Source organism: Streptomyces sp. NPDC003327, assembly GCF_053589515.1.
In genome coordinates this window covers 43,640-56,924 of record NZ_JBSFSA010000009.1, presented here as the reverse complement: position 1 = coordinate 56,924, position 13,285 = coordinate 43,640, and the positions used below count along the sequence as shown (strand labels likewise).

10 protein-coding genes and 1 tRNA gene are annotated in these 13,285 nt (G+C 73.6%); 5 read left to right on the top strand and 6 right to left on the bottom strand.

Going from position 1 to position 13,285, the window contains the following annotated elements; translation table 11 throughout:
- Positions 1-35: 35 nt before the first annotated feature.
- Entirely contained in the window at positions 36-2,306 is a 2,271-nt protein-coding gene (locus ACWDVG_RS10920) for a transglycosylase domain-containing protein (protein ID WP_451698308.1), read from the top strand.
- A gap of 86 nt (positions 2,307-2,392) precedes the next feature.
- Here ACWDVG_RS10920 and ACWDVG_RS10915 read toward each other — a convergent pair whose 3' ends face one another.
- A complete protein-coding gene (locus ACWDVG_RS10915) occupies positions 2,393-2,857 on the bottom strand; it encodes a GatB/YqeY domain-containing protein (protein ID WP_451698306.1) in 465 nt (154 codons plus the stop codon).
- A gap of 74 nt (positions 2,858-2,931) precedes the next feature.
- On the opposite strand from ACWDVG_RS10915, the gene ACWDVG_RS10910 reads away from it, so the two are divergent.
- The 3 genes from ACWDVG_RS10910 (at position 2,932) to ACWDVG_RS10900 (ending at position 4,757) form a co-directional block, all read left to right on the top strand.
- Positions 2,932-3,870: a metallophosphoesterase gene (locus ACWDVG_RS10910; RefSeq protein WP_451698305.1), complete on the top strand. Its 939-nt coding sequence runs from the start codon at positions 2,932-2,934 to the stop codon at positions 3,868-3,870.
- Between the two features lie 134 nt (positions 3,871-4,004).
- A tRNA-Pro gene (locus tag ACWDVG_RS10905) sits at positions 4,005-4,078 on the top strand.
- 214 nt (positions 4,079-4,292) lie between these two features.
- On the top strand, positions 4,293-4,757 hold the full coding sequence (locus tag ACWDVG_RS10900) for a hypothetical protein (protein WP_451698303.1): 465 nt from the start codon (positions 4,293-4,295) through the stop codon (positions 4,755-4,757).
- A 217-nt stretch (positions 4,758-4,974) separates the two neighbouring features.
- Here the strand turns inward: ACWDVG_RS10900 and ACWDVG_RS10895 are convergent, their stop codons facing one another.
- Positions 4,975-7,656: an FAD/NAD(P)-binding protein gene (locus tag ACWDVG_RS10895; RefSeq protein ID WP_451698301.1), complete on the bottom strand. Its 2,682-nt coding sequence runs from the start codon at positions 7,654-7,656 to the stop codon at positions 4,975-4,977.
- A gap of 288 nt (positions 7,657-7,944) precedes the next feature.
- A complete protein-coding gene (locus ACWDVG_RS10890; protein ID WP_451698300.1) occupies positions 7,945-8,823 on the bottom strand; it encodes a glycosyltransferase family 2 protein in 879 nt (292 codons plus the stop codon).
- 273 nt (positions 8,824-9,096) lie between these two features.
- Between ACWDVG_RS10890 and ACWDVG_RS10885 the strand changes: the two genes are divergently transcribed.
- On the top strand, positions 9,097-10,317 hold the full coding sequence (locus ACWDVG_RS10885; protein ID WP_451698298.1) for a protein kinase domain-containing protein: 1,221 nt from the start codon (positions 9,097-9,099) through the stop codon (positions 10,315-10,317).
- A gap of 19 nt (positions 10,318-10,336) precedes the next feature.
- Here ACWDVG_RS10885 and ACWDVG_RS10880 read toward each other — a convergent pair whose 3' ends face one another.
- The 3 genes from ACWDVG_RS10880 to ACWDVG_RS10870 form a co-directional block, all read right to left on the bottom strand.
- Positions 10,337-10,618, bottom strand: a complete 282-nt coding sequence (locus ACWDVG_RS10880; RefSeq protein WP_451698297.1) for a hypothetical protein — start codon at positions 10,616-10,618, stop codon at positions 10,337-10,339.
- A 54-nt stretch (positions 10,619-10,672) separates the two neighbouring features.
- Entirely contained in the window at positions 10,673-11,677 is a 1,005-nt protein-coding gene (locus tag ACWDVG_RS10875) for a YdcF family protein (protein WP_451698295.1), read from the bottom strand.
- A 160-nt stretch (positions 11,678-11,837) separates the two neighbouring features.
- On the bottom strand, positions 11,838-13,259 hold the full coding sequence (locus ACWDVG_RS10870; RefSeq protein ID WP_451698294.1) for a tetratricopeptide repeat protein: 1,422 nt from the start codon (positions 13,257-13,259) through the stop codon (positions 11,838-11,840).
- Between the last annotated feature and the right edge of the window lie 26 nt (positions 13,260-13,285).

Genomic DNA, 13,285 nt, shown 5'->3' with positions numbered 1-13,285 from the left:
CGCGTGTCCGGCGATTGAGAACGTAGGCTGCCCCCATGGCAAAGAAGCGCTCGGGCGGTGGTCTGACCGGGACCCAGCAAGCCGCCAAGTTCCTCGGTGTCAGTGTGCTCTCGGGAGCCGTGCTGGCAGGCATCGCCCTGCCCGCGGCCGGAGCGCTCGGGCTCGCGGCGAAGGGGACGGTGGAGGGGTTCGACGAGATCCCCTCGAACCTGAAGACCCCGCCGCTCAGTCAGCGCACCACGATCCTCGACTCCGAGGGCGGCCTCATCGCCACCGTGTACTCACGGGACCGGAAGGTCGTACCGATCGACAAGATCTCCCCGTACATGCAGAAGGCGATCGTCGCGATCGAGGACTCGCGCTTCTACGAGCACGGGGCGATCGACCTCAAGGGCGTGCTGCGCGCGATCAACCGCAACGCGCAGTCCGGCGGGGTCGCGCAGGGCGCGTCCACGCTCACCCAGCAGTACGTGAAGAACGTCTTCGTCGAGGAGGCCGGTGACGACCCCGAGAAGGTCGCGCAGGCCACCCAGCAGACGATCGGCCGCAAGGTCCGCGAGCTGAAGTACGCGATCCAGGTCGAGGAAGAGCTCGGCAAGAAGAAGATCCTGGAGAACTACCTCAACATCACGTTCTTCGGGCAGCAGGCGTACGGCATCGAGGCCGCCTCCCAGCGGTACTTCTCCAAGCCGGCCGCGAAGCTCACCCTCGGCGAGGCCGCGATGATGGCCGGCCTCGTCCAGTCGCCGAGCCGCTACGACCCGATCAACGACATCGAAGAGGCCACGAAACGGCGCAACGTGGTCCTCCAGCGCATGGCCGACGTCAAGGACATCAGCCAGGCGGAGGCCGACCAGGCGAAGGCCCAGCCGATCAAGCTCAAGGTCAAGTCGCCCAAGAACGGCTGCATCACCGCCGTCGAGGGCTCCGGCTTCTTCTGCGACTACGTCCGCAAGACGATCCTCAGCGACCCGGTCTTCGGCAAGACGTCCGAGGAGCGCCAGAAGCTGTGGAACCTCGGCGGCCTCACCGTCAGGACGACGCTCAACCCGCGCGCCCAGGCCGCCGTCAACGAGGCCGCGATCGCCAAGATCAACAAGGACGACCCGGTCGCCGCCACCGTCGTCCAGGTCCACCCGGGCACCGGCAAGATCCTGTCGATGGGCCAGTCCCGCCCGTACGGCCTGGACCAGAAGCAGCACCAGACCACGCTCAACCTCGCCGTCGGCAGCAAGATGGGCGGCACGACGTACGGCTTCCAGGTCGGCTCGACCTTCAAGCCGATCACCGCGGCCGCCGCCCTGGAGAAGGGCCTGAGCCCGGCGCAGTCCTTCAGCGACCCCACCGAGATCACCATCCCGGAGCGGAACTACACCACCTGCGACGGGCAGCCCGCGGGCAACCGCGACTGGGAGATCGGCAACGAGCTCGAGTCCGAGTTCGGTCACTACGACATGACCACCGCCCTCGGGAAGTCCATCAACACCTACTTCGCGCGGCTGGAGCAGTTGGCCGGCCTCTGCGAGACGGTGCAGATGGCGAAGAAGGTCGGCTACGAGCGCGAGCTCCGCAAGGCCGTCGAGGAGCGCCCCTCCATCACCCTCGGCGGTGAGGAGAGCACCCCGCTCGACATGGCGGCGGTCTACGCGACCTTCGCCAACCGCGGCATCTACTGCATCCCGGTCGCCATCGAGTCCATCAAGGCGCCCAACGGCGACAAGCTGAACGTCCCGCAGACGAAGTGCACGCGGGCGATGAGCGAGCGCACCGCCGACATGATCAACCAGATGCTCAAGGGCGTCGTCGAGGACGGCACGGGTACGCGGGCCGGCCTCAGCGACCGCGACAACGCGGGCAAGACCGGTACGACCAACGACCGCAAGGACGCCTGGTTCGTCGGCTACACGCCGAACCTGTCCACCGCCGTCTGGGTCGGCGACGACGTCGGCGACAAGACGCCGATGTACCGCCTCACCATCGGCGGCGAGTACTACGAGAAGGTCTGCGGCGGCTGCCTGCCCGGCCCGATCTGGCGCATCGCGATGACGGGCGCGCTCGACGCGTCCGAGACGCCGAGCTTCGCGCCGATCAGCGTGCCGCGCTCCGAGAAGCCGAAGGACCCCAAGGAGGGCGGCGAGGGCCCGAACAAGCCGCGCAAGCCCGGTGACGCCAAGCCCGGCGACACCAAGCCGACCGACCCGACCAACCCGACCAACCCGTTCCCGGGCGGGATCACGCTCCCGCCGGACCTGATCGGCGGGACGGACGGCGGCCGCCCCGGCAACGGACGCGGCGGGAACGACTGACCGCTCCGCTCCCCCTGTCCTACGAGGAAGGGCGCCCCACCGGTGGTGGGGCGCCCTTCCTCGTAGGAGCACGGACGGGGCGCGGCTCAGCCCGCGAGCAGCTTCTTCACGGCGGCGGCGACCCGGCCGCCCTCCGCCTGGCCCGCGACCTTCGGATTGACGATCTTCATGACGGCGCCCATGGCGCGCGGCCCCTCGGCGCCCGCGGCCCTCGCCTCCTCGACGGCGGCCGCGACGATGCCCTCCAGCTCCTCGTCGCTGAGCTGCTTGGGCAGGTACGCGTCGAGGATGACGCCCTCCGCCTTCTCGCGCTCGGCCGACTCGGTGCGACCGCCCTGGGCGAAGGCGTCCGCGGCCTCGCGGCGCTTCTTCGCCTCCTTGGCGATCACCTTCTGCACCTCGTCGTCGGAGAGTTCGCGCTTCGTCTTGCCGGCGACCTCCTCCTTCGTGATCGCGGCGATGGTCAGCCGCAGGGTCGAGGAGCGGAGCTCGTCGCGCTCCTTGATCGCGGCGTTGAGGTCGTCCTGGAGCTTGGCCTTGAGCGTGGTCATGGGGTCAAGTGTGGCAGGTGCCCCGGGCCCACCGCCCGCGCATTTCCGCCGCGCGGGTCTGCGACGATGGGGGGATGCGCGCACGGTACGGGATCCCCCTGAAGATCACGGCAGGTGTCACGGCGACGGCCGCGGCCGGACTCGTCTACGCGGCGGGCTTCGAAGCCCGCTCCTTCCGGCTCCGCCGGGTGACGGTCCCCGTGCTTCCCCCCGGCATGGACGACCTGCGGGTCCTCCAGGTCTCCGACATCCACATGGTGAGCGGTCAGCGGAAGAAGCGGGTCTGGCTCCAGAAGCTGGCCGGGCTCCGCCCCGACCTCGTCGTCAACACCGGCGACAACCTCTCCGACGGCGAAGCCGTGCCGGAACTCCTCGACGCGCTCGGCCCGCTGATGGAGTTCCCCGGCGTGTACGTCTTCGGCTCCAACGACTACTACGGGCCACGGCTGCGCAACCCCGCCCGCTACCTGCTGGAGAAGGCCCAGGGCCGCCACGGCCTGAACGGCAACAAGCCGGTCGTCGGCGCCGTCCACAACCCGTGGGAGCCCATGCGGGACGCCTTCGACGCGGCCGGCTGGGTGAACCTCACCAACGCCCGCGGCCGGGTCAAACTGCCCCAGGCCGACCTGGCGTTCACCGGCCTCGACGACCCGCACATCAAGCGGGACCGGTACGAGCGGGTGGCCGGCGGCCCCGACGCCACCGCGGACTTCACGACGGCCGTCGTGCACGCCCCGTACCTGCGGTCCCTGGACGCCTTCACGGCCGACGGGTACGAGCTGGTCCTCGCCGGACACACCCACGGCGGCCAGCTGTGCGTCCCCTTCTACGGGGCGCTCGTCACCAACTGCGACCTGGACACGGACCGGGTCAAGGGCCTCTCCACCCACACCGCCGTCGGCCGCACCTCCTACCTGCACGTCTCCGCGGGCTGCGGCACCAACCGCTTCACCCCGGTCCGCTTCGCCTGCCCCCCGGAGGCCACGCTGCTCACCCTGACGGCCCGCCGCTGACGACCTGCGGACCTCGTCCCCCCGGACCGGGCCCGACCTGCGGCGCGGCCCCGAGGAAACCGGATTTCGTCTCAGCGCGCGCGTGGGCTAAAGTAATCGATGTCGCCGCGACGTGAAGAACAGAGCAGTGACATCGGGGTGTAGCGCAGCTTGGCAGCGCGCTTCGTTCGGGACGAAGAGGTCGTGGGTTCAAATCCCGCCACCCCGACAGCCGAAACAGCAGGTGAGGCCGGTACTGATTCCAGTACCGGCCTCACCTGTTTCGTGCTGCGTGTCCCCCTGCGTGACTACGGCTCTCCGCGTGTCCACGACCGCTGGGGATCAGCGCCGAAGTCTCAAACAGTGGGCTTGCCCCCCCACGCGCCCCGGTGGCCCCTGCGAAAACGATCACAGAGCGCCTTCAGCCGTGGTCTTCTACAGGGGTGGAAGCCATAATCGCCAGCGCCATCGCCGTCTTGGGCACCCTGCTTGGTTCGGGGATCACCCTGGGAGTCCAACGGCGCACCACTGAGAGAGGCCACCAGTTCACACGGGACGAGAAGCTGCGTCAGGAACGACTGGACGCGTACACGGCCTATGCGGCGGCTTTGATCAACTACCGGCGGTGTCTCGTCCATCTTTGGTTTTGCACGCATGAGCAGCCCCCTCCGGAAGCCGCTGAGGCTGTGCAGATCCGGGCATACGACCTCAGGTCCAAGGCCCAGGAGGCTCTGTTCCGGATGCAGATGCTCACCGACAATGACGAGCTGAGCCGCAAGGGTGAAAGCCTGCTTGCCGAGATCACAGCCGTACACAGGACAGACATCCGGTCAGAGCTGGATCAGCGCAGGACGCACACGCGGGATGGCATTGCCCATCTGGTGAGGGCAGCGAAGCAACACCTATGAGGCGAGCTGTCCGGTAGTCGGGCTGGCCCCGCCCGAGTTGCTTCGGGACGATGAGGTCGTGGGTTCACATCCCGCCACCCCGACAGAAGACCAGGTCAGGGGCCTGATTCGAGAGATCGAATCAGGCCCCTGAGTGGTTTCCGGGAGTTTCCGGGTGCCACTCGGGTGTGGGGCCGGAGCCCGCTCGGGTGGGGCCGAGCGGGCCGGGGCGGGGGGGTCAGGCCGGGAGGTTGGTGCGGAGGCGGTGGTCGCGGGGGGCCGGGCGGCGTTCGAGGCGGGCGTCCAGGAGGCGGCGGGCCGCGTCGGAGCGGCCGTCCGCCGTCAGGGCGTACAGCAGGGTCTCCTCGACCACCTCGCGCTGGGCGGCGCTGCCGCCGACCCGGCGCAGGTGCGGCAGGAGGGCGTGGAGGCCGGCCGCCGCGTCGCGGAAGCGTTCCTCGGCGAGGGCGGTGAGGGCCTCGCAGAGCGGGGCGATCACCTCGCGCTGCACCTCGTCGGCGCCCGACGCGTGGTCGCGCAGGCGGCGCAGTGCGGGCAGGTCGCCGGCGGCGGCGAGGGCGACCGCGCAGTGCAGCGCGATGAACGCGGTCGCGGGCCGTTCCAGGACGTCGGCCTGCACCTGGTCGAGGACGTCGGCGGCGGGCAGGTCGCCGCGCCAGCTGTCGCTGAGCCGGGCGCGCCAGAGCAGCGAGCCGGAGTCGACGAGGGCGCGGACGCCGGTGACCCGGCCGGGGGCCAGCTGGCCGAGCCAGCGCCTGCGGACGGCCGCCGGGTCGTCGAGGGCCAGTTCGTGCAGGGCGACGTGCCAGGAGAAGTGGGCGCGGTGGACGGCGCCGCGGCCCCGGCCGGAGACCCAGCGGTCCAGCCAGTCGCGGCCCGCCCGGTGCGTGCCCGTCTCGTAGTGGACGTGGGCGAGGGCGTGGACGGCGTGGCCGGAGGCGGGTTCGGCGGCGAGGGCGCGGTGGGCGAGCTCCCCGGCCTCGTGGAAGCGCCCCTGCTCCTGGCGGAGGAAGGCCAGCAGCGAGGTGTGGAACCAGTGGCCGTCGTACGCCGGTGAGGTGCGCTCGACGAGGCGGAGCGCGTACGCGTCGTCGAGGTCGTCCACGCCGGAGAAGGCGATCGTCGGCACGGCGGCGGCCAGCGCGAGGGCGTCGCCGGGGTGCGCGTCGAGGTGGCGTACGAGCGCGGTGTCGCCGTCCTCGCCGTGGACGCGGCGGGTGACGACGTCCACGAAGGAGCGCTCGCGCGCGTCGGCGCGCTCGCGGGCGCTGCGCTGGGCGTCCGCGAGGGCCCTCGGTACGTCGACGGGGGCGCCGCACTCGTGGCCGAGGAGGGCGAGGGCCGCGTGGCCGAGGGCGAAGCCGGGGTCGAGGGCGACCGCGCGGGCGAGGGCGTCCTCGGCTCCGGAGCGGACCTTGAGGACGCGGTCGAGGCCGGTGCGGTAGGCGGCGGCCGCCTCGGCGTGGGTGGACAGGGCGAGGCCGTGGCCGTCGAGGGGGCGGCGGCTGGTGCGGGGCCGCGGCGCGAGGGGGGCGAGCAGGTCCTCGGCGAGGGCGGCGGCCTGGACGCGGATCTCGGGGATCGCGGTGGTCTCCCAGAGTTCGCCGCGGCGCGGGGCGCCCAGGGTGTGGACGGGCAGGCCGGTGCGCCCCTCGGTGTCGAGCAGGCGGCCGTCGCGGGTGGCGACGCCCATGCCGAGCGGGCCCGGCGTCGCCGCGCCGGCGTCGAACAGCGAGCGCCACAGGGGGTCGTCGGGGCGCCGTCCGGGTCCGGTGCAGTCGACGACCCAGGTGACGCGCAGGTCGCGGCCGTCGGCGAGCCCGACGGTGAGGGTGCCGTCGTCGTGGGCGGTGGCCCGGGCGACGCCGCCCGCGTGGACGGCGAGGCGTCGTGCCGTACGGGCGCGGGCGAGGGCCTCCGCGGTGGCGGGCGCCATGCGGTGGCGGTGGGTGTTCCACAAGGCGCCCTCGCGGTCGAGGAGTTCGACGCGCTCCTCGGTGCTGAGGCCGCGCCAGAGGGCGGCGGTGTGCGGGCGCAGGCCGTCCAGGGCGGGGCGCCAGTCGCCGTGGAGGCGTACGGAGCGGGCGACGTGGCCGTAGACGGTGCGGCGCAGTCGGTCGAGGGGGGCTCCGCGCAGGCCGTCCGGCGGGGGCATGGGGCCGGCCGGGGTGAGGGCGTGCGGTTGGGGCAGGAGGCCGCCGCGCGAGAGGGCGTGCACGGTGCGGCCGGGGCGTTCCAGGGTGAGGGCGAGGTCGACGGCGGTGAGTCCGGTGCCGACGAGGAGGACGTCGCCGTCGCCGTAGCGGGGGCCGTCGAGGGCGCCGCGTACCCAGGGTTCGGGGACGAAGCCGGGGGCGGCGCGCAGCTCCGGGGGCGCCCAGGGGGCGGCGGGGGCCGCGGGGCCGGTGGCGAGGACCGCGCGGTCGGCGGTGAGGTGCGTGCCGTCGGCGAGGCGGAGCGCGACCCGGCCGCCGGGGGCGGCGGAACAGTGCTCGGCGCGGGTGCGCAGGCGGCGTACGGTCACGACGCCGTGGGCGCGGACGATGGCACGGGCGAGGGTGTCGGCGAGGTAGGCGCCGTAGCGGTAGCGGGTGGCGAAGTCGGCGGCGGTGACGGTGGGTTCGCCGTGGCGGCAGAGCCAGCGGATGAAGTGGCCGGGATCGTCGGGGTAGCAGCTCATGCCCCCGGCCGGGACGTTGAGGCGGTGGCGCGGGTCGGTCGTGGCGTAGGCGGTGCCCCGGCCCGCCTCGGGGGCGGGGTCGACGAGGACGAGGTCGAGCGGGGTCCTGCGGCGGGCTGCCGTCTCGCAGAGGTGGACGGCGGTCAGCGCGCCGGCCGCCCCCACTCCGACGACGGCGACGGTGTACGGCGCGGCGTGCGGCGCACGGGCTGGGCTCACGTTTACCTCCGGCGGTGATCGGCGGCGGGGGCCACCGGTACGGACCTCCGCCTTCGGGTCCTTCCGCACTTTCCGACTGGATTGGTGGGGAAGTCGTGCCGGGACAGAGATCTCACACGAGGCTCGGGGACCGGTCGGGTCACGGTCGTCATGGTCCCCTCACGGACGAACCGGGCGCAGGGTCACATCCGGCCGTCGTTCCGCCGTCGTTGCCCCTCGTTCCGCCGTCGTCGCGCCGTCGTTGCGCCGCCGGGCCGCCGTCTTCCGCCGCCGGGCCGGTGAAACGGTCTAGACGATGGGCGGGCGGCCCAGTCGGGTCATGCGGAGGACCGTGGACCAGCGCATCGGGCGGCGGGTGCCGCAGGGGCGCCGGACGCCCTCCGCGAAGCCCGCGAACCAGGCGCGCAGGCCCGGCGCGGAGCGGGTGCGGGCGAGGGTGAGCAGGGTCCAGACGCCGAGGTAGAGCGGGACCAGGAGGGCCGGGAGGTTGCGCTTGGCCAGCCAGACGCGGTTGCGGGCCGTCATCCGGTAGTAGACGTCGTGCCGGGCAGGGCTGGTCCTGGGGTGCTGGAGCAGGAGTTCGGGCACGTACCGGACCTTCCAGCCCGCGTCGAGGGCCCGCCAGGCGAGATCGGTCTCCTCGTGGGTGAAGAAGAACTCCTCCGGCCAGCCGCCGATCCGGTCGAGCATCGGCATGGACAGGCCGTGGCCGCCGCCGAGGAAGGTGGTGACCTCGCCGCCCCGGAGCGGGTCCTTCGCCCCCAGGCGGGGCACGTGACGGCGCTGCGTCTCGCCGGTCTCGTCGGCGATCCGGAAGGAGACGATGCCGAGGTCGGGCTCGGCGGCGTACCGGTCGGCGAGCTGCCGGAAGACGTCGGTGTCGACGAGGAGGCCGTCGTCGTCGAGGTCGACGAGCACATCGACCTCACCGGTGGCGCGCAGCGTCTCGATGGCGACGTTGCGGCCGCCCGACACGCCCCGGTTCTCCGGGAGTTCGACGCCGATGACGCCCTCGGGGAGTTCCGGGAGCGAGCCGGTGCCGTTGCCGACGACGACGACCCGGGAGGCCGGCTCGTCCTGGCGGGCCACCGAGTCGAGCAGGGCCCGCAGTTCGTCGGGGCGGGTGCCCATCGTCAGCACTGCCACACCCACACGCGGTCGCGCCACGGCCACTCCGTCCCACGGTCACCAATGTCTCGGGCCGTGATGCTAACCGGAGTGGCCACCGCACGTTCACCTGGCGGGCACCCGCCGTCGGGCCGGACGCCTCCGGAGGCGGTCGGGCGGAGGCCCGCGGGTGAGGAGGTGGGCGAGGCGGGGCGGGCGCGTCGCGGAACGGCGTGGACCGGGGGCGGGGGGCGTGGCGGGAGGGACCGTCGCGCGGCTCTACGCTGGTTCCCTCCCGTCTTGTTGATCGATCGTCGAAAGGGTGGTCTCCAGGTGCTGGTCGCGGACCGATATCGACTTCACATGTGTATCGGCCGTGGCGGCATGGGCGAGGTGTGGCAGGCCACCGACGAGGTCCTCGGGCGGTCCGTGGCCGTGAAGCTGATGCTCGGTCACGAGGCCGACCCGTCGGCCGGCGACCGCTTCCGCCTGGAGGCGCAGACCGCCGCGCGGCTGAGCCACCCGCACGTCGTCGGCGTCTTCGACTTCGGTACGTGGGACGGGAAGCTGTACCTGGTCATGGAGCTGGTGGAGGGGGACAGCCTCGCCGGCGTTCCGGGGCAGCCGCTCGTGCTTCCCGCCGAACGGGTCGCCGTGGTCGCCGCGCACGCCGCCGCCGGGCTCGCCGCCGCGCACCGGCAGGGCGTGGTCCACCGTGACATCAAGCCGGGGAACCTCCTCGTCGACGACCAGGGCACGGTGAAGCTCGCCGACTTCGGCATCGCCCGCTTCGTCGACGACCCGTCCGCCGCGCTCACGACCACCGGCCAGATCGTGGGCACGGGGCTGTACCTGGCGCCCGAGCGGGCCCTCGGGCAGCCGGCGTCGCCGGCCTCCGACGTGTACTCCCTCGGCTGCGTCCTCTACCAGCTGCTCACCGGCAACCCGCCCTTCCGCGCGGACACGGCGACCGCCCTGCTCTACCAGCACATCGACACGCCGCCGACGCCCCCGGGGCGACTCGGGGTGGTGCTTCCGCCCGCCTTCGAGACGTATCTGCTGAGCCTGCTCGCCAAGCAGCCCGAGCAGCGGCCGGCGGCGCAGGCCATCGCGGACTGGTTCTCCTCCGGCGCCTGGCGCGACTACGCCCGGCCGCAGCCGCACCAGCCCGGGACCCCGTCCCCGGCGCAGCCGCAGCACACAGCGCCGCCCGGGCACCGCCGCAGACCGGGCCACGGCCCGGCGGTCCACGGCCCCGCGCACGGCAGGAGCGGCCACGGAACGGGCCACGCGCCCGCGCCCGTGGCTGCCGGGACCCGGACGCCGCCCGCGCCGATGCCCGCCGCCATGCCCCCGGCGATTCCCGCGCAGCGCACCGCTCCCCCCGCCGTCTCCGCCGCCCCGCGACGGCGCGGGGCGGCGACCGGCACCACGAGCGCGGTCGGCGGCGGCCTGGCCGAGCTGTCGCGGCGCCGCCCCCGCAAGACGGCCGCCGTCGCCGGTGCCATCGCCTTCGTCGTCTTCCTCGTCATCGGGATGGCCTGGCTCTCCTAGGCCGTCTCCTCCGTACGACTCAGTACGCCCGCGGCGCCATCACCTGCGGCTCCCCGTCCGCCTCCACGTGCAGCAGGCAGCGTGGGACACCGGGCCCGAGGGTCACCCGTACCGTCGCCGCGGTCGGCGGGTCCGTCGGCAGCTCGATCGGGACGGTGACGGGCCGGTCGGCCTTCGTGGTGGTGTGACCGGTCTCCTTGCCGTCGACGAGGACCTCGACGACCGGGTGGCGGCCGGTCTGCACGGTCGCGGAGACCGAGTGCCCGTGGTAGTCGGTGTGGAAGTGGTGGCGTCGCCTCATGGGTCACCTCCGTACCTCTCCAGAGTAGGTACGGAGCGCCTCCCCCGCCCGGTGTCAGCGGGCGAACCAGGCCGCGACGCCCAGCAGGACCAGCGTCCCGCAGATCCCGAGGTTGACCGCCTTGTACTGCAGGAAGACCGCGACGAACTCGCGGATGGTCGCCGACGGCCAGAAGTACGCGGCGGTCGGCGCACCCACCACCTGCCCGTCCACCCCCACCCGCCGGGCGAGGATCGCCGCCCGGAACGCGTGGAAGTTGTTGGTGACGATCACGCAGGAGGAGCCGGGCCGGTCCCGCTCCATCAGCTCCCTGCTGAAGATCATGTTCTCCTCGGTCGTCCGCGAGCGGTCCTCGCGGACGAGGGCCCCGGCCGGGAAGCCCCGCTCCAGGAGGTAGTCGGCCATCGCGTGGGACTCGGGCACCCGCTCGTCGGACCCCTGCCCGCCGGAGACGATGAGGACGGGCGCGTCCCCGCCGCGCGCCGCGAGTCTCTCGTACACCTCGCGGCCCCGGTCCAGCCGGCTCGCGAGCAGCGGCGGCACCCGGTTGCCGATCAGGCCGGAGCCGAGGACGACCACGTAGTCCGCGTCGCGGCGCAGCCGCATCCGGCCGTACAGGTACGCGTAGCCGACGAAGCAGACGAAGAGGAACGAGACGTAGCCGAGCACCACCAGGGCGGTGCCGGCGAGCAGTCCCAGCCCGTGCGAGCGCGTGACGAGGGCCGCCGCCGTCAGGCCGAGCACGCCGAAGATGCCCAGACCGGCGAGGAGCGAGAGCAGGTTCGCCGGGCTTCCGCCCTCCCTGCGGACCATCTGCACGCCGTTGACGCAGAGGAGCCCGGCGAGGACGACCGGGCCGAAGCCGAGGACGAGCAGCACGACGACCATCACGGTCACGGCGACGCCCGGCGGTGCGTCCTGCACCTCGGCGAGCAGGCCGAGGCCGAAGAAGGTGACGGCGAGCCCGAGGTACACGGCGTTCCCGAAGCGACGCCGGTCCCGGAGCACCCCGACCCCGAACAGCAGCAGGAAGACCGCGGCGGCGACGACGGCGAACATGGCGCCATCGTAGACAGCCGCACGGACAACCGAACCGGGGCGCCCGCCCCCCGGGCCCCGTAGAACCCCGGACCTCGCCCGCAGCCCGCAGCCCGCCCCCCGCGGCCCTCGCAGGCCCTCAGGCCTCGCCCGCAGCCCGCCCCCGGGCCCTCGCAGGGCCTCAGGCCTCGCCCGCCAGCGCGAACAGGCCCCGCCGCGCGCCCTCTTCGTACGCGCGCCGCAGCTCCGGATCGTCCAGCAGCCCCCGCAGCGCCGACTCGCTCCGGCCGCGCACCACCGCGCAGTACGCCGCCGGCCGGTAGGAGGCGTCGAAGACGGACGTACGCAACAGGTCGACCGCGCCCAGGAGATGGGCCGCCGACGCGTGCTGCCCGTCCAGCACCCGCAGCTGCGCCAGGAGTTCCGCCGCGCAGGCCGCGCCGCCCGCGGAGCCGAGCCGCAGGTGCTCGCGCAGCGCCCGCCGGGCGTGCTCGACGGCCCGCTCCCGCTCCCCGTCCCAGACGAGGAGTTCGGCCCGCGCGTGGTGCGCCCAGGCGTCCGCGTACAGGTCCCGGCCGGCCCAGGCCAGCCGGTCGCCGTGCTCTCGGTCCGCCTCGTCCAGCGCCTCCTGCGCCGCCTCCGGGTCGCTGCGGCCCAGCGCCAGCGCGAGGGCCACCCAGCAGGCCTGCCGGCTCGGGCCGAACTCCGGGTCGTGGCCCATCACCGCCAGCGCCTCCCGGAACTCGGCCCCCGCCGCCTCGGCCCGCCCCTGGTGGAGGGCGGCCGCGCCCCGCAGGTGCGCCAGCATCGCCAGGCACCGCTCGTCCCCGTCCCGTACCGCCGCCGCCCAGGCCCGGGAGAGCAGCGGGTCGGCGTCCTCGGGGCGGCCCGCCTCCAGCTCCAGGAACGCGGCGAGCCACAGGGCGCGGGCGGACGGCGGCTCCGGATGGAGGGCGAGCGCGTGCTTGAGCCGGGTGCGGCCCTCGGCGACCCGGCCGCAGGCCACCCAGAGGAACCAGAGCGAGACGGTGATCTCGACGGACGTGCCGGCCTCGGCTTCCGGCGAGAGCGGCGCGGTCGTCGGGTCCATCGCGGCCGCCAGGTCCGGGAGTTCGCGCAGGGCCAGGTCCCGGGCGTCGACCTGCCGCCCGAGCTGCCACCAGTCGGCGGCCTTCCCCGCCACCGTCACGCACCACGCGCGGTGGCGCCGGACGACGGTCCCGCGCTCGCCGCGCTCGCTGAGCCGCCGGGCGCCGACCGCGCGCATCGGATACGGCATCCAGTGGCGCAGCCCGCCCGCCTCGCCGTCGAAGAGGTCGTCGACGGGGAGGAGCGCGAGCGGCGCGATCCGGTCGAGGACCCGCTCGACGCGGTCCTCGGAAAGGGCACCGTAGCCGCAGACCCGGCGGACGGCCTCCGGGCCGAACGCGCCCTCGAAGACGGAGAGCCGTTCCCACAGGAGCCGTTCGGACGGGCCGCTGCTCAGGTAGCCGCGCTCGGCGGCGGCGAGCTGCTCGGTGCCGACGGGTTCGCCCCAGAGGTACTCGACGGCGGCCGGACGGCCTCCGCCGGGCCCGGTGCCCGCACCCGTACCCGCTTCCATGTGCCGACCCCCGTCGTTCCGCCCGG

What these genes read in the sequence shown, in the direction of transcription:
- ACWDVG_RS10920 (WP_451698308.1), top strand. Translation starts at nt 36, where the DNA reads ATGGCAAAGAAGCGCTCGGGCGGTGGTCTGACCGGGACCCAGCAAGCC.
- ACWDVG_RS10880 (WP_451698297.1), bottom strand. Translation starts at nt 10,618, where the DNA reads ATGAGGCGACGCCACCACTTCCACACCGACTACCACGGGCACTCGGTC.
- ACWDVG_RS10910 (WP_451698305.1), top strand. Translation starts at nt 2,932, where the DNA reads ATGCGCGCACGGTACGGGATCCCCCTGAAGATCACGGCAGGTGTCACG.
- ACWDVG_RS10875 (WP_451698295.1), bottom strand. Translation starts at nt 11,677, where the DNA reads ATGTTCGCCGTCGTCGCCGCCGCGGTCTTCCTGCTGCTGTTCGGGGTC.
- ACWDVG_RS10870 (WP_451698294.1), bottom strand. Translation starts at nt 13,259, where the DNA reads ATGGAAGCGGGTACGGGTGCGGGCACCGGGCCCGGCGGAGGCCGTCCG.
- ACWDVG_RS10915 (WP_451698306.1), bottom strand. Translation starts at nt 2,857, where the DNA reads ATGACCACGCTCAAGGCCAAGCTCCAGGACGACCTCAACGCCGCGATC.